The organism is Sphingobacterium sp. UME9 (assembly GCF_014170215.1).
Classification (GTDB): Bacteria; Bacteroidota; Bacteroidia; order Sphingobacteriales; family Sphingobacteriaceae; genus Sphingobacterium; species Sphingobacterium paramultivorum.
This window is the reverse complement of the sequence record NZ_LZZP01000013.1, coordinates 1,379,416-1,395,534: the sequence shown is the minus strand read 5'-3', so window position 1 is coordinate 1,395,534 and position 16,119 is coordinate 1,379,416. Positions and strand designations below refer to the sequence as shown.

12 protein-coding genes are annotated in these 16,119 nt (G+C 40.7%); 7 read left to right on the top strand and 5 right to left on the bottom strand.

Translation table 11 applies throughout. The annotated features are described in order from the left end of the window. Positions 1-239: 239 nt before the first annotated feature. The 5 genes from A9970_RS24990 to holA form a co-directional block, all read right to left on the bottom strand. Positions 240-1,823, bottom strand: coding sequence for an MDR family MFS transporter (locus A9970_RS24990; protein ID WP_153846350.1), 1,584 nt, complete (start codon positions 1,821-1,823; stop codon positions 240-242). Between the two features lie 2 nt (positions 1,824-1,825). Continuing rightward, a complete protein-coding gene (locus A9970_RS24985; RefSeq protein ID WP_153846351.1) occupies positions 1,826-2,929 on the bottom strand; it encodes an HlyD family secretion protein in 1,104 nt (367 codons plus the stop codon). A 14-nt stretch (positions 2,930-2,943) separates the two neighbouring features. Beyond that, on the bottom strand, positions 2,944-4,254 hold the full coding sequence (locus tag A9970_RS24980; RefSeq protein WP_120332703.1) for a TolC family protein: 1,311 nt from the start codon (positions 4,252-4,254) through the stop codon (positions 2,944-2,946). Then, a complete protein-coding gene (locus A9970_RS24975) occupies positions 4,244-4,861 on the bottom strand; it encodes a TetR/AcrR family transcriptional regulator (RefSeq protein ID WP_075993267.1) in 618 nt (205 codons plus the stop codon). Before A9970_RS24975 ends, A9970_RS24980 begins: the two co-directional genes overlap by 11 nt. A gap of 170 nt (positions 4,862-5,031) precedes the next feature. Then, on the bottom strand, positions 5,032-6,039 hold the full coding sequence (holA, locus tag A9970_RS24970) for a DNA polymerase III subunit delta (RefSeq protein ID WP_182984098.1): 1,008 nt from the start codon (positions 6,037-6,039) through the stop codon (positions 5,032-5,034). A gap of 413 nt (positions 6,040-6,452) precedes the next feature. Between holA and A9970_RS24965 the strand changes: the two genes are divergently transcribed. From A9970_RS24965 to A9970_RS24935, 7 genes are all read left to right on the top strand, one after another. Then, entirely contained in the window at positions 6,453-6,914 is a 462-nt protein-coding gene (locus A9970_RS24965) for a type I restriction enzyme HsdR N-terminal domain-containing protein (protein WP_153846354.1), read from the top strand. Positions 6,915-7,083: 169 nt separating this feature from the next. Next, positions 7,084-7,785 carry an ATP-dependent Clp endopeptidase proteolytic subunit ClpP gene (gene clpP, locus A9970_RS24960; protein WP_046674530.1) on the top strand — a complete coding sequence of 234 codons (702 nt, stop codon included), beginning with the start codon at positions 7,084-7,086 and terminating at the stop codon, positions 7,783-7,785. A gap of 2 nt (positions 7,786-7,787) precedes the next feature. Further along, positions 7,788-9,038 carry an ATP-dependent Clp protease ATP-binding subunit ClpX gene (gene clpX / locus A9970_RS24955; RefSeq protein ID WP_070565518.1) on the top strand — a complete coding sequence of 417 codons (1,251 nt, stop codon included), beginning with the start codon at positions 7,788-7,790 and terminating at the stop codon, positions 9,036-9,038. A 124-nt stretch (positions 9,039-9,162) separates the two neighbouring features. Continuing rightward, positions 9,163-9,996, top strand: coding sequence for an AMP nucleosidase (locus tag A9970_RS24950; protein WP_120332702.1), 834 nt, complete (start codon positions 9,163-9,165; stop codon positions 9,994-9,996). Positions 9,997-10,240: 244 nt separating this feature from the next. Further along, positions 10,241-11,404, top strand: a complete 1,164-nt coding sequence (locus A9970_RS24945; RefSeq protein ID WP_227550202.1) for an efflux RND transporter periplasmic adaptor subunit — start codon at positions 10,241-10,243, stop codon at positions 11,402-11,404. Positions 11,405-11,481: 77 nt separating this feature from the next. Continuing rightward, positions 11,482-14,634, top strand: a complete 3,153-nt coding sequence (locus tag A9970_RS24940) for an efflux RND transporter permease subunit (RefSeq protein ID WP_153846356.1) — start codon at positions 11,482-11,484, stop codon at positions 14,632-14,634. Then, a complete protein-coding gene (locus A9970_RS24935) occupies positions 14,634-16,100 on the top strand; it encodes an efflux transporter outer membrane subunit (RefSeq protein WP_182984097.1) in 1,467 nt (488 codons plus the stop codon). The genes A9970_RS24940 and A9970_RS24935 overlap by 1 nt, the downstream gene beginning before the upstream one ends. Positions 16,101-16,119 lie beyond the last annotated feature (19 nt).

The window sequence follows — 16,119 nt, the reverse complement described above, 5'->3', positions numbered from 1 at the left end:
TTAAACAATCAATTCTAAATCAGGTTTTTCAATTTATGGTTTTTCAATGGACAAAAATGTATGCTTTCTCATGTCCAGAAAATAAGAAGCGCCAACTCAACATGATTTTCTACCACAAAAGAACGTGCACAAAAAAAGTCCTCAAAAAGTTAAACACTTTTTGAGGACTTCTGATTGAACGATAAATTGTTCTTCACTGATGTTGCACTATGATAACAGCGCAGCAGACGAATCCAATACTAATGCACACTGGACATATCGATCTGTGTTTTCCCCTGTTTGATCATCAATACAAAAGGGACACAAATCAAAAAGACAATCCCTAGATACAAAAACACATCCATATAAGATAAAACGGTCGCTTGCTTCATCACACTCAAGTCCAATATTTGATGCGCTTTGGCCAAAGCCTCATTAGGCGAAAAACCTTTCGCCTGAAAACTCATTTGCAATTGCTGCACCCGTTGTTGCACATCAAACTTACTTGGGTCTAAATTAGCTACCAGATCAACACGATGTTTTTGGCTATCACGGGCGATAAATGTCGTAATCAAAGCAATTCCAAATGAACCACCCAATTGACGCATCATCCCTGTAAAAGCAGCCCCTTCACCGATTGACTTACCATGTAATGTTGATAAAGACAGTGTCATAACAGGTACAAACAACAATCCTAGGCCAACTCCGCGGAGAATCAATGGCCAAAACATATGTTCCGAACCTGTATCGTTTGTCATGAGGCTATACATCCAAAAACAAAAGCCAAAAAAGATACATAGCCCTAAGGCAACCATATACTTCTGAGGAACACCATTTTGGATCATCTTACCGATAAAAGGCATCATGATACCGGTCATAATCGAACTTGGTAACAAGAGCAAACCTGCATCTGTTGCCGTCCATCCCAATATCGACTGCGTATAGATTGGAATAATAAACGTCGATCCGAACAAGCCAAAACCAAGAATAAAGCTCATCACCACACCCACCTGCAAATTCTTATCCTTCAATACGCGCAGGTTAACAATCGGTTTATCGTACACCAACTCCCGCCATATAAAAAACAGTAATCCAAAGACAGATAAAATCGATAAGCCTAAAATCAAGGGGTCGTCGAACCAGTCATCCTGTTGTCCGTGTTCTAATACAAACTGAAGTGAGCCAATAAACATGATCAAAAATATCATACCGAACCAATCCACTTCCCTAGCAGACTGCTTTTGACTGTATTTAGGACTGCGTACAAAAGATAAGGTCAACAAGGTCGCAATAATACCAAGCGGCACATTGATATAAAAGATATACGGCCAAGAGAAGTTATCGATGATGTACCCACCCAACGGCGGCCCTAATGTAGGGCCAACAATGACTCCCATCCCATAGATAGCTTGGGCCATACTACGTTTTTCTTTGGGATAACTTTCCGTGATAATAGTCTGGGCTGTAACCAGTAAGGCTCCCCCACCCATCCCTTGTATAAAGCGAAATGCAACAAGCTCCCACATATTGGTTGCATTACCGCACAAAAATGAAGATACTGTGAATATGATAATAGAAGCCGCAAAGTAATTTCTACGCCCAAACTGTTGGGACAACCAGCTGGTCATCGGGATCACAATTACATTCGCAATTGCGTAAGCTGTGATAACCCATGCGACATCCGTCAACGTCGCCCCCAGTGAACCTTTCATATCGTTCAGGGCCACATTGACAATGGTTGTATCCACAATTTCCAACAGCGCACAAAGCACCGCTGTAATCGTGATTACAACGCGTCGAAAACCATATTCAACCAGACTATCTTGTTGATTTAAATTTTCCATAGTTATTGAACATGCACATCTACGTCAGCATTCATGCCCGGTCTGAGCAAAGCCACATTTTCTGCTTTATTGTCTTTTGTCAATTTGATCTTTACAGGTAAACGCTGAACAGTCTTTACAAAGTTACCAGTTGCATTATCTGGAGGCAATAAAGAGAATCGTGAACCAGTTGCTGGAGAGAAAGAGTTTACCTCACCTTCAAACTCAATAGCAGGATAAGCGTCCACTTTAATACCAACTTTTTGTCCAGGTTTTATTTTTTCCAATTGCGTCTCCTTAAAGTTAGCAACGACCCAGGTTTCAATATTATCTACAATGTAGAACAAAGATTGACCTGGATTGACCATCTGCCCCGGTTGTACCTTGATATTCGATACCTGACCATCCACAGAAGCAAGTACCGCAGTATAAGAAAGGTTCAATTTAGCTGCCTCAAGTTGCGCATTCGCTCTTTTTATATTCGCCTCAGCAACAGAAGTTTGCTTTGAAGCCACTGTAGTCTTACTTACGACTGCATTGCGTTGTGAAGCACTGGCGTTACGTTGTTGTTGCAAAATTTCAACCTGCTTGTCAGCTTCCAATTTTGCTGTTAATGCCTGCTCATACTGTTGTTTCGTAATTGATTGATTGTTGTATAAGTTTTGGTAGCGGATATAATCATTGTTCGCTTGCTTAGCACGAATACGTGCCGCATCGATGCTGCCCAAATTAGATTGGATCGTTGCATCTGAAATGGCTACATTAGCCGAAGATGCAGATACGTCTGCCTTTGAAACATCAAAGCTACTTTGAGCTGCTGCCAAGGATGCTAGCGCTTCGTCCACACGAACCTGATAATCTTGGCTCTCAATAGTGAACAAGGTATCCCCCTTTTTAACCAAATCATTATCCTTTACGTACACTTTCGAGATAAACCCACCAACGCGTGGAATGATCGGACTCATGTTTTTCTCTACCTGCGCATCGTCTGTCGTTTCATGCGCCTGACCATGCATATATTTATAAGCACCGTACGCTCCTCCGAAGATGACCAATGCCACCAAAACAATTGTAAATTTTTTATTTGTACCTTTCTTTTCAGGTGCGTTTTCTACTGTATTTTCCATGTCTAGATTAATTGCTATTTAATGTTTAAAGACCCATTTGCTAACAGCAGGTCATAATATTTTTCAATGGTATTTGCTTTGCTGATCGCAAGATTGATTTTGCTTTGAAGCTGCTGTACGTCGGCAGTTAACAAATCGTCTGTATCCGCGATACCATTATCATACTTATCTTTTGTAATACGATAATTTTCAACCGCCTGATCCACCGCCTGATGGTAAACCACATCCTGCTTTTGTGCCAGCATATAGTTTTCATTGGCCTGTTGAACCTGCACTTTCACCTTATCGTTTAATAATTCAATGTGCTCATCAATTTCCCTGATATGATTTTTCGCAACATTCACTTCTCTTTTGTTTTTATAAAGTGAACCGATGTCGTAGGATACACCTACACCTACCATGGCCGCATTTGTTACGGTAACCACTTTTTGCAAACCAAAAGCATTGTAACCTGCCGTTGCAGAAACCTGTGGCAATGTAGATGCTTTTGTTACCTTCAACTGGTCCTCTGCAACCAATCGTTGTGACTCCAAAGATTTCACATCAGAACGTGAGGTTTTCGCAGCGTCATAAGATGCTTTTAAACCCAAATCAACACCGTTCACCTCAGCCAGATTGATCTGATCCAGCTGCGTATCCTCATCAATTTTCAAAAAATTAGCCAATTGATAATTCAGCACCTTGATATTTTTCTGTGCTTCCTGAAGCGAAACCTGATAATTTGAAAGCTGCAGTTCTGCTTTTAACAGGTCGTTACGCGCGATCAAACCATTGTCAAGCATCGCTTTAAAATCCGAAACACGCTGCTCAGACTGCTTGATATTTTCAGCAATCAACAAGTTGGTTTGCTGAGCCTTATAAAGGCTTAAATAAAGATTCACTGCACGTATAGCCAGTTGCTCTTTACTTGCTACAGCGTTGTACTCCTCGGCTTTTAATACATCTTTTGCAATATTAATTCCCCCTTTAATACGTCCACCTGTATAGATTGGCATGCTCACCGATGCCTGTCCTAACCACAATTGGTTTGCAGCAATATCCGGAGCAGAGCCCCCCTCACCTAAAGCCAACTTTAAATTCACATTTGGAGTAGTCATAGCCATGTATTGTCCACTCAATTTTGCATCAGGAAGCTGTTTCGATTTGGCAGTTTCGACTTCGAGCTGTCTCCCCAATATCTTGGTATCGGTAGACTTTGCTTCCACGCTTTGATTTGCAGCCAAGTGAATTATCTCTTCCAAAGTCATGTGTTTGTTGTCTTGCGCCAACAGACCCATAGGACTTAAAAGCAATAAAGCACTCAAATTGGCCAACTTATTTTTCATATGTCAATAAAGCTTTAATTGTTTTCTGTATAAATTCTGTTAAAGTTGTTTCTATATAATTTGCATAGTCCTCATCGTTATCGATATGCAACTGATCCTGTAAAAAACAATGATTCATCTGAAAATTCATAAATACGCCCATCATCATGGAGTGGATCAAGATGGGATCATAACCCGCTTTGAATACTCCCTGCTCTACCCCCGCATTGATGACAGACGATATCACTTCAAGATTGTGCAACTTGAGTTTGCGAAAAGCCTCCGAGATCAGCATGCGTTGCTTTAACGAACTTTCAATGGTGATGATATGATACAGTTTACGATGCGAGTTCATGGACTTAAACGATTTATCCACCATAGCGTCAATTTTATCTAACGCATTATCGACAAGCGCCAACTCATCCACATTGATCATAAAATCAGGAACACGCCATTCAAAAAACGTATCCAGTAGCTTGTCCTTTGATCCAAAATAATAGTTGATCATCGCAACATTCACATTCGCCTCATTGGCGATGTCACGAACGGAAGTCCCATCAAATCCTTTTGTTGCAAAAAGACGCTCTGCTGCAAGCAGAATATCAATCTGTTTCTCGTTAAATTCCATTTTAAACCTCGATCTTTTAAAGATACAATCGCATATTCATAGCGATTATAAAATACGTTCTCGCTAAATGCGCGACAAAGTTAAACAAACGTTTAATTTAAACAAGTGTTTAATTATTAAATTTGTGTAAAAAAAAACACCATTGCTGGTGTTCTTGCTGTTGGATGGGATTAGTTAAGTATCCGATAGATCATTTCTTTTAAAATCTCTTCACTATTGAAATTGCTCGGCACATTGACACCTTTGGATTTTAAATCAGTATCCTTCAACACATTGAGCACATCGAAAGTTTTCCGCCGGTTGTAATTTCTTGCAGCAAGCTCGTATTCTTTCAAAAAGAAAGGATGTACGCCCAATTCTTTTGCCGCGACCGATTTGTCGATCAGATAATGGTATTTGAGAATCTTCGTGAAGTAGGTAGCAATTTGTCCAATAACCATCACCAGCGGATTATTTTTGGGGTTCGCCACAAAATAATCGACTATCTGATAAGCTTTTAGAGCATTACGTTTAGCCAATGCAGTATTTAATTCAAAAACATTATAATCTTTGGAGATACCAATATTTCGTTCAACATCTTCCATGCTGATCTCTTGGCTCTTTGGAACATTAAGCATCAGCTTGTCAAGTTCATTGGACACTTTGGACAGGTCATTACCGAGATAGTCCGCAATCATCATCGTAGCTTGCGGATGAATGCGCCAGCCGGTATCTTTCACATACGCTCCAATCCAAGGGCCCACCTTATCGTCGTATAGTTTGGCCGCATCAACAACCAGCCCTTTTTTTTCAAAGACTTTATAGATCTTTTTGCGTTTGTCAAATTTCCCATGTTTAAAACAAAACACAAGAATGGTTGTCGGTGTAAGATGCTCCAGGTATTTAGTCAACAGTTCTTCCGTATCCGATTTCCATTTTAGCTCCTGTGCCTCCTTGATAATAATCACCTGATAATCACTCAACATGGGATACCGTTTTGCTGCATTAACAACGGTAGACATATCAATATCTTTTCCGTAGAAAATCGATTGATCAAAGCCCTTCTGCGCTTCGTTCAATACTGTTGCTTCCAAGGCGTCGGCAATGGTATCAATGAAATAACTCTCCTCCCCTTGCAATAAATACACTGGTTTAAAAGACCTGTTCTTAATATCGGATAAGATCGGATTTATGTTCATATGTAGTCTATTTATTCGTCGGCTGTAGATCAGTTGCCCCCTATTTGTTTCCGGCATCCAAGCGATCTGCTAGCGCTAAAATCCTCCCATGTCACCGCACATCAAAACGTCTATCGAGCTCGAGCATGGGCATTTTATGCGAAGCAAAATTACGATTTTAATGACAATTCAACCGAGTAAACTCCGTAAAATTACGCTTTTATAATTGACTCTTGTACCGCCATTACATTAAACTATTGGTTTAAAGCCTTGAACATTCAGCAACATAACTTTCACAATTGGGTTAAGCAATCGTGTCATAAATGCAGACATAGGGTTCCCCACAGTCTAAAAAATCAGACAAGTCAAAAAAAACACTGTATTTCGAACTTCATGAATTTATTTCTTTTGCTAAAATTTTAGTATATTTGTGTATGTTTTCACCGACTCCACTGAACTTACCGCCATTTAAAGCTAAAATATCCAAAAAGAACAATGCGATTTACATCTTTGATGAGCTCAGAAAAAAGGACTTGGTATTAACACCGGAAGAATGGGTTAGACAGCATTGGATCAATTATTTGTCACTCATGAAAAATTACCCCAAATCACTGATGCATATTGAGGGCGGATTGAAATTAAATAACCTTCAGAAACGGAGTGATTTGTTAATTTACAATAGCAGCGGAAATAAGGTCGTTTTAGCCGAGTTTAAGGCGCCACATATAAAAATCACACAGCAAGTATTTGAGCAAATTGCAAATTATAATACGGTGCACCGCATACCATACTTGTTAGTGAGCAACGGCATGAATCATTACTATTGTAAAATTGATTTTAATACGGAGTCCTATGAATTTTTAGAAGACCTCCCAAACTATAACGAAATTAGCTAAGGGGCTATACATGAAACAGATAAAAAAATAGCCCAAATATACGGTATCAAGAGTTCTTGGAGCGGGATCACCAAAAAAATGTAAAGTAGATGTAAAACATCTTTTCAATTTATTTGATTTTTAAAATATAGTTTTATATTAGTCCTACAGAATAGAAAAAAATAAAAAGATGAATATAGATAAAAACGAATTCAGAAAATATGCAGTAAAGCATCACCGTATTGGAAGTCAACATGTTGATAGCTTCATTGCTCGCACAGAAACAAGCATTCCTACAAACCTTACACCTTACATCGTGGAAGAACGTCAACTGAACGTTGCACAGATGGATGTGTTTTCGCGTTTGATGATGGACCGTATCATATTTTTAGGCAGCGGTATTGATGATCAGGTAGCCAACATTATTCAGGCACAGCTCTTGTTCCTACAATCTACCGATGCACAACGTGATATCCAAATCTATATCAATTCACCAGGCGGAAGCGTATACGCTGGACTAGGAATTTATGATACCATGCAATATATCACGCCAGATGTAGCGACTATCTGTACAGGTATTGCTGCGTCTATGGGAGCTGTTCTTTTGGTTGCTGGTGCAAAAGGCAAACGTGCAGCCTTACGTCACTCACGCGTCATGATTCACCAACCTTCCGGTGGTGCACAAGGAGTTGCAGCCGATATGGAAATCAACTTACGTGAGATGATGAAATTGAAAGAAGAATTATACACCATTATTTCAGATCACTCTGGACAAACTTACGAATGGGTAGAAAAATCTTCAGATCGCGATTACTGGATGAGAGCCAATGAAGCCAAAGAATTCGGTATGATTGACGAAATTTTACTTCCTAAGAAGGAGATTATTAAATAACAATGGCAAAGAATAACGATAGAGACATTCACTGTTCGTTTTGTGGCATAAGCAAAAATGAAGCTCAGATGCTCATTGCAGGCAATGGAGCACACATCTGTGACAGATGTATCCAGCAGGCAGGCGAAATCTTGGCAGAAGAATTAAAACAACGAAAAAGTAAAACTTTACAGACTGCTTTAAAGTTGATCCGTCCTTTGGAGATTAAAACTCACTTGGATCAATATGTAATCGGTCAGGATGATGCTAAAAAAGTAATTTCAGTAGCAGTTTATAATCACTATAAACGTTTAAATCAGAAAGTGGATAAAGACGAAATTGAAATCGAAAAATCCAATTTGATTATCGTTGGTGAAACGGGTACAGGTAAAACCTTGCTGGCAAAAACTGTTGCTAAGATATTAAATGTACCATTCTGTATCGTAGATGCAACTGTATTGACAGAAGCAGGTTATGTAGGGGAAGACGTAGAAAGTATATTGACACGTTTATTGCAAGCGGCGGATTATGATGTAGCCTCTGCAGAGCGCGGTATCATCTATATCGATGAGATTGATAAAATCGCACGTAAAAGCGACAATCCTTCCATTACGAGAGATGTATCGGGTGAAGGTGTGCAGCAAGCTTTATTGAAGATTCTCGAAGGTACAGTTGTAAACGTTCCACCTCAAGGCGGCCGTAAACACCCGGATCAAAAAATGATCGCAGTCAATACAAGTAATATTCTATTTATCTGTGGTGGTGCATTCGACGGTATTCAAAAGAAAATTGCAAACCGTCTGCGCACGCAAACTGTAGGTTATAAAATGAACGAAGACGAAGAGGAAATCGACTTGAACAATCTGTACAAGTATATTACACCTCAAGACTTAAAGAACTTTGGTTTAATTCCGGAGTTAATTGGCCGTCTTCCTGTATTGACTTACTTAAATCCACTGGATAAGGAAACTTTACTGAGCATTTTGACTGAACCAAAAAATGCATTGGTAAAACAATACAAGAAGTTGTTTGAATACGAAGGCATCGAACTAAAATTTGATCCTGACGTATATACGTTTATTGTTGATAAAGCTGACGAATTTAAACTTGGAGCCCGTGGCCTCCGCAGTATCTGCGAAGCCATTATGCTGGACGCCATGTTTGAGATTCCGTCAACAAAAGAGCAAACGGGACAGAAAGCATTAGAAATTACCTTGGACTATGCGAAGAAAAAATTCGAAAAGTCCGATTTGAAAAAGCTTAAAGTCGCTTAAAAAAAATCCCGTTCGCTGAACGGGATTTTTTTTTAGAAAAGAATTAAAAATCTTATATTACAATAATAACATAGCCATAACGGAATGTTGACAGGAAGATAAGAGATTCAAGAAATTAAATTTAATGACTATGACAACAAAGAAAAGTGCAAAGAATACCGTAAATAGTCCGATCACACCAGGTTTAAAAACCAAAGAAGAAATCGTGAACAACTGGCTTCCTCGTTATACGGGAAGGCCTTTGGAAGAGTTTGGGGAGTATATCCTTTTAACGAACTTTTCAAAATATATCCACCTGTTTTCTGAAATGCATGATAATGCTCCTATTTACGGGGAAGACAAACCGATGCAATCCGTCACTGCCGGAGGCATCACCATTATCAATTTCGGAATGGGAAGTCCAATGGCCGCAACCATTATGGATCTATTATCAGCAATTGCACCAAAAGCCGTTCTATTCTTGGGTAAGACCGGGGGTATCAAGAAAAAAATTCCTGTAGGTGAATTGATTCTTCCAATTGCCGCTATCCGCGGCGAGGGAACATCGAATGACTACTTTCCACCCGAAGTACCTTCATTACCTGCCTTCGCCATGCAAAAGGCCATATCCACTACAATTCGGGATCACCAACGCGATTACTGGACTGGAACGGTATACACCACCAATAGACGGGTTTGGGAACATGACAAAGCTTTCAAAAAATATTTAAAATCAATCCGTGCCATGTGCGTTGATATGGAAACCGCAACGATATTCAGCGTCGGATTTGCCAACAAGATTCCAACAGGTGCTTTACTGCTAGTTTCGGATCAACCGATGGTGCCAGAAGGAGTCAAAACTTCGGTCAGTGATGTAACAGTTACAGCAAAATATGTAGAAGAACATATCGGTATAGGTATTGATGCTTTAAAACAGCTTATCAATAACGGATTGACCGTGAAGCACCTTAAATTCTAAGCTACAATGCAAGCAACATCATATTTTCCTTTGAGGGAAAATATGATGTACCTCTCTCCATAAAACCATAACAATCAAATTCTTAAAACTATTAAACATTATTATTGATTAATAATTGAACAGTTATTAACTAAAATTTGAGATGTTAACAAATGTTAATCTTCACAATAATTAAACTATTTGACGTTTATATTGTAATATTCATATTACACAAAACATATATCGTAAAAATTAATCAAGCATTGTGAAGAAAAAAACATTATCTATTTTTAAAGTATCCCTATTGATTTGTTCAGCCTTAGCCACACAGGTAAGTTGTTCTTCAAGTTCTTCAAAAGAAAATAAAACCAAAGAAAAAAACGTAGCCTTGCCCGTCTATACCGTCACTAAATCAGATGCAACCACCATCAAGGATTATTTGGGCACCATAGAAGGTAAAGTTAACGTTGAGGTCCGCCCACAGGTGGAAGGACTGCTTCAGGAAATTTATATCGATGAAGGTTCTTTTGTTCAAAAAGGCCAGAAACTATTCAAAGTAGACCCCTCTACTTATCAGGAAAATCTCAATAACATGGTTGCTACAGAGCAGGTCGCCAGAGCCAAACTTAAAAATGCACAGCTCGAAGTCGACCGATTGAAACCGCTGGTTCAAAACGACGTTATCTCCGATGTCAGACTGGCATCGGCCAAATCAGACTATCAGGTAGCCAAGGCTACACTGGATCAAGCCATCGCAGCCGTACGTTCGGCTCAGATCAGTAAGGATTTTACGGTTATCACAGCTCCTGTAGGCGGTTATATTGGTCGGATTCCAAAACGCATTGGAAATTTGGTCTCAAAAGGAGATAAAGAACCCCTCACCTATCTTTCAGACATCCAGGAAGTCTATGTTTATTTTTCCATGAATGAATCTGACTTTCTTTATTTTTCCAAAGCACAGGCAAAAAAAGATAGCCTAGAAGGGAAAAAATACAACCAAAATCAGAAGCTTGTATTTCCCGAAGTTACGCTAGTCCTTGCAGATGGTGAAGAATACGCAAAAAAAGGTATAGTCGATGCCGTCAATGGCCAGATTAACCGTACTACGGGAGCGATCTCCTTGCGCGCCACTTTCCAAAACCACGACAATATACTTCGATCCGGAAGTAGTGGCACGCTTAAAATTGCAGAGGTTAAAAAGGACGTTCTACAAATTCCTCAGATTGCAGTCAATGAATTGCAGGATAAAACCTTCGTGTATATACTGGACCAAAACAATAAAGCACAGAAACGAAATATCCAGCTTACAGGAAAAACCAAAAACAATTATATCGTCTACTCAGGACTACAGGAGAACGATCGCGTTATTACCAGTGGATTTGACAAATTGACCGACGGTTCTCCAGTAACCCCGATTTTACAGAAATAATTATCTATCATTTTTACATGCTACAAGGTGTCGGGCATACTGTACACTTCATGTAGCGTGTTTAAAATTCCATATATATGCTAAAAACATTTATAAATAGGCCTGTATTAGCCACGGTGGTTTCCATTATCCTGGTAATCTTGGGCTTAGTGGGGCTAAAACTCCTGCCTGTCTCGCGCTTTCCGGAAATTGCTCCACCAAGTGTGCTTGTTTCACTAAGTTATCCGGGAGCTAATGCTGAAACCGTAGCAAAAAGTGTTTTACTACCTATCGAAGAAGCCATCAATGGTGTAGAGGATATGACCTATATCAAGTCGTCTGCCTCCAATTCAGGATCGGGAAGTGTGTCGGTCTATTTTAAGACCGGTACCAATCCTGATATTGCCTCGGTCAACGTACAGACACGGATTTCCAAAGCAATCAGTTCCATTCCCGCAGAAGTAAATGAGGCCGGAATCACGGTCATGCCACGGCAAACGGGTGTCATTATGACCATCAATCTCTACTCCGATCACCAGGATAGTGCCTACGACGAAACCTTTCTCCAGGCTTATGCACAGATTAACCTGATGCGGCCTTTGCTGCGTGTTGATGGCGTAGCCCAGGTTTCCCGTTTGGGAGCCAGGGATTACGCGATGCGACTTTGGTTGAACCCCGAAAAGCTAGCCCTTTATAACCTCGTTCCACAAGATGTCACCAACGCTATAAAAGATCAAAACTTTGAGATTGCCCCAGGTAAATTTGGAGAAACCTCAGATGAAGCTTTCGAAACAGTGATCCGTCATAAAGGACGTTTCACCACACCGGAGGAATTCCAGAGTATAGTGATCAAAACCAACACCGACGGTTCAGTACTCTATTTAAAAGATGTGGCACGGGTAGAATTCGGTGCTACAAATCTAAGCAGCGACAATAAGGTAAATGGACATCCCGGTCTTACACTCAACTTAACACAAACCAGTGGTTCCAACGCCCATGATATCGATATTGCCGTCAGAAAGGTTCTCGAAGAACAATCAAAAACATTTCCAAAAGGCATACACTACGAGGTGACCTACTCGGTACGTGACCAGATCGATGAATCGATCAACCAGGTTGAGCACACCCTTTTTGAAGCCTTTATCCTGGTATTTATTATTGTCTTTATCTTCCTGCAAGATTTTAGATCCACCTTGATCCCTGCAATTGCAATCCCGGTTTCATTGGTGGGAACCTTCTTTTTTCTGCAGCTTTTTGGATTTTCGCTCAATGTCCTCACGATGTTTGCCTTGGTGTTGGCTATTGGAATCGTAGTGGATGACGCCATTGTCGTCGTCGAGGCCATCCACGAAAAAATGCACAGCACAGGAATGAAACCCAGAGCCGCTACATTATCGACGATGTCCGAAATTACGGGAGCTATCCTGTCCATAACCATGGTCATGGCTGCTGTATTTTTGCCTGTAGGATTTATGGAAGGGCCAGCAGGTATCTTTTATCGCCAGTTTGCTTACACCCTTGCAACGGCAATTCTGATTTCAGCACTCAATGCATTAACTTTAAGTCCAGCCCTATGTGCGCTCCTACTTAAAGCACCACAACATCATGCCAATCAAAAAACCGGCAAAATCAATCAATTTAAAGATCGCTTCTTTAAAGCATTCAATACCTCTTTTGATCGACTGACCGCCCGTTATGTCTCGATTGTAGAAATACTGATCAAGAATAAGAAAATAGCCTGGGTAGGCTTAATTTTAATTACAGCACTTGGCATTGTGTTTATGATTAAAACACCCAAAAGTTTTATTCCGACAGAAGATGATGGATTTATCACGTACAACATTGCCCTCCCTCCCGGCGCTTCATTGAGCCGGACAACTGAGGTACTGCACCGTGCCGATAGTATTTTAAAGAAAAGACAGGATATTAATGGGATGACAACAGTTTCTGGTTTCAATGCCCTGGACGGAAGTTCAAGCCCGGCATTTGCCGCTGGGTATATTACTTTAAAACCTCATGCCAAACGCGAGCATATCAAAAATATCAATGCATTTATGGATACCATCAGAAATGATCTATCTCAAATCAATGAAGCAACGTTTACAGTATTCCCCCGACCTACCGTACAGGGCTTTGGAGACTTTGCTGGAATTGAAATGGTTCTTCAGGATCGAATGGGTGGTGACATTCGGGATTTTAACACCATTGCAGATACCTTTATCAACCAGCTCAATACCTTACCTGAAATACGAAGCGCCTACACGAGCTTTAAGTCGAACTTCCCTCAGTATGAAGTAAATATCGACGCCGTGAAGGCAAAATCCCTCGGGGTAGAAATCAAAGATCTCATGTCCACAATCCGATCTTACTTCGCACGTGTACAGGCGAGTGATTTTAACCGATTTGGTCGCCAATATCGTGTTTATGTCCAATCGGATTTCGATTTCCGTAAAGATCCCGAATCCTTCAACTCAATTTTTGTACGCAACAGCAAAGGCGAAATGGTTCCTATTAACACCATATTGACCCTGGAAAAGACTGTGGGACCAGAAACCATTACGCGTTATAATCTATATAATGCCATCGCTGTAAATATCACTCCTGCTGAAGGCTACAGTACAGATGACGCCATGCAAGCTATCCAAAAACTGGCCGATACTAAACTTCCGGGTAATTACGGTTTTGAATGGACGGGCATGAGCTATGAAGAAAGTCAATCCGGTTCACAGACCATCTTGATTTTTGCACTTAGTATCCTATTCGTCTACTTCTTACTTTCGGCCCAATATGAAAGCTATATTCTTCCCTGGGCAGTGTTATTGTCTATTCCAGTGGGATTGATCGGCGTTTTTTCTGTGATCAACCTTGTTGGACTTCAAAACAACATCTACGTGCAGGTGGGGCTTATTATGCTCATTGGCTTATTGGCCAAAAACGCAATTCTGATCGTAGAATTCGCCGTCCAGGAGCGTAAAAACGGAAAAAGTATCGTCGAAGCAGCCATTAGCGGCTCGAAACTGAGGTTACGGCCAATCTTGATGACCAGTTTAGCCTTTGTTGCTGGCTTGGTGCCCTTGATGTGGACGGTTGGCCCCTCGGCGATCGGTAACCATTCGATCAGTTTCAGCGCTGCCGGCGGCATGCTCTTTGGTGTAGCCTTCGGCATCTTTATCATCCCTGTACTCTTTGTCGTATTCAAAAGCCTGGATGAAAAACTACATGATAAACTAGCTAAAGAAGAGGAAGAATAATGAAAAACATAAAAAAATACCTTTCGGGAATATCGATCATCATTGGTCTCTTAGGCCTGATGAATGCCTGTAAGATTGGCAAAGATTATGTGCAGCCCAAGCTCAAACTTCCGGAAAACTTTCGTGGCGATACATTGGATTATTTCGGAGACACCTCCAGTATGGGGCTGATCCATTGGAAGTCCTTCTTTCACGATCCTACCTTGAAGCTATTGATTGACTCTGCCTTAGCAAATAATTTTGAGATGAAGACAGCATTGCTCAACCTGCAGATTTCAACCCGAGTTTTGGCGCAGAACAAAGCCAATTATCTGCCGAGTGTAAATGCGACAATTGCCAATGGAAACCGTACCTGGCGATCCAAAGACTTTGGCAGTGGACCTCTGACCAAATATTACGATCACAAAGGTGAAACAGCGCCACAAAATATGTTCGTGTATCAATCTATGTTTGGTTCTGATATTAATTTTAGCTGGGAAATAGATATCTGGAAGAAAATAGGAAGTAAACAAGAGCAGCTATTAGCCGAGTATTTGGATACACAGGAGGCAAAAAATGCGATACAGACCTCTATCATAACTTCTGTAGCAAAAGGCTACTTCAATCTCTTGATGCTTGATGCCAAAATAGAGGTCGCTAAACGTAACGTCCAATTAAACGACAGTACGCTCCGCATGATCAAGCTACAATATGAAGCTGGTGAAATCACGGCTTTGGCTATCCAGCAAACCCAATCACAGCGCCTATTGGCGGCGTCCCTCGTTCCCGAACTCGAAAAGGAAATTGTCATCCAGGAGAATGCTCTTCAAACGCTCACAGGAAAATTACCTGACAGTATCAAAAGAGGCACCTCTTACGAACATCTCTTCGCTGAAAGCAAAGACATCTCCCTCGGTTCTCCAATCGAAATTGTGCGCAATAGACCAGATATCCGATCATCTGAATTTCAATTGATGGCAGCCAATGCGAATGCCAATATCCAACAGGCTATGCGTTATCCTTCATTGACCGTGGGTGGCGTATTGGGGGTAAATAGTATGCTCCCCAAAAATTGGTTCAATATCCCCGGAGCATTGCTCGGTGGTATAACCGGGAATTTAACCACACCTATTTTCAAAAACAAAACCTTGAAAACACAGTATGAGGTGGCTAAATTGGAACGTGATAAAGCCGAACTCCAATTGCAACAAAAGGTCGTGGAAGCCGTAGCCGAAGTCTCTAATGCAGTGGTCACGGTCGACAAGCAACGGGAGCAATTGTCTTTGGCGAAAGAAAGAGTCGATAATGCACATCTTGCCGTCAAAAATGCGGGTTTACTCTTTAAAAGTGGCTACGCTACTTACTTAGAGGTCATTACAGCGCAAAGCAATGCCCTAAACAGCGACCTCGATCTGGTCGAGTTAAGACAACAGCATTTAGATGCATTTGTGGATCTGTACCGGGCACTCGGAGGAGGTTGGAGATAAGGATTCAAAACGCTATTTT

Bases quoted from the DNA above. Each gene is read 5' to 3' on its own strand.
- A9970_RS24990 (WP_153846350.1), bottom strand. From the start codon at position 1,823: ATGGAAAATTTAAATCAACAAGATAGTCTGGTTGAATATGGTTTTCGA.
- A9970_RS24985 (WP_153846351.1), bottom strand. From the start codon at position 2,929: ATGGAAAATACAGTAGAAAACGCACCTGAAAAGAAAGGTACAAATAAA.
- A9970_RS24980 (WP_120332703.1), bottom strand. From the start codon at position 4,254: ATGAAAAATAAGTTGGCCAATTTGAGTGCTTTATTGCTTTTAAGTCCT.
- A9970_RS24975 (WP_075993267.1), bottom strand. From the start codon at position 4,861: ATGGAATTTAACGAGAAACAGATTGATATTCTGCTTGCAGCAGAGCGT.
- holA (WP_182984098.1), bottom strand. From the start codon at position 6,039: ATGAACATAAATCCGATCTTATCCGATATTAAGAACAGGTCTTTTAAA.
- A9970_RS24965 (WP_153846354.1), top strand. From the start codon at position 6,453: ATGTTTTCACCGACTCCACTGAACTTACCGCCATTTAAAGCTAAAATA.
- clpP (WP_046674530.1), top strand. From the start codon at position 7,084: ATGAATATAGATAAAAACGAATTCAGAAAATATGCAGTAAAGCATCAC.
- clpX (WP_070565518.1), top strand. From the start codon at position 7,788: ATGGCAAAGAATAACGATAGAGACATTCACTGTTCGTTTTGTGGCATA.
- A9970_RS24950 (WP_120332702.1), top strand. From the start codon at position 9,163: ATGACTATGACAACAAAGAAAAGTGCAAAGAATACCGTAAATAGTCCG.
- A9970_RS24940 (WP_153846356.1), top strand. From the start codon at position 11,482: ATGCTAAAAACATTTATAAATAGGCCTGTATTAGCCACGGTGGTTTCC.
- A9970_RS24935 (WP_182984097.1), top strand. From the start codon at position 14,634: ATGAAAAACATAAAAAAATACCTTTCGGGAATATCGATCATCATTGGT.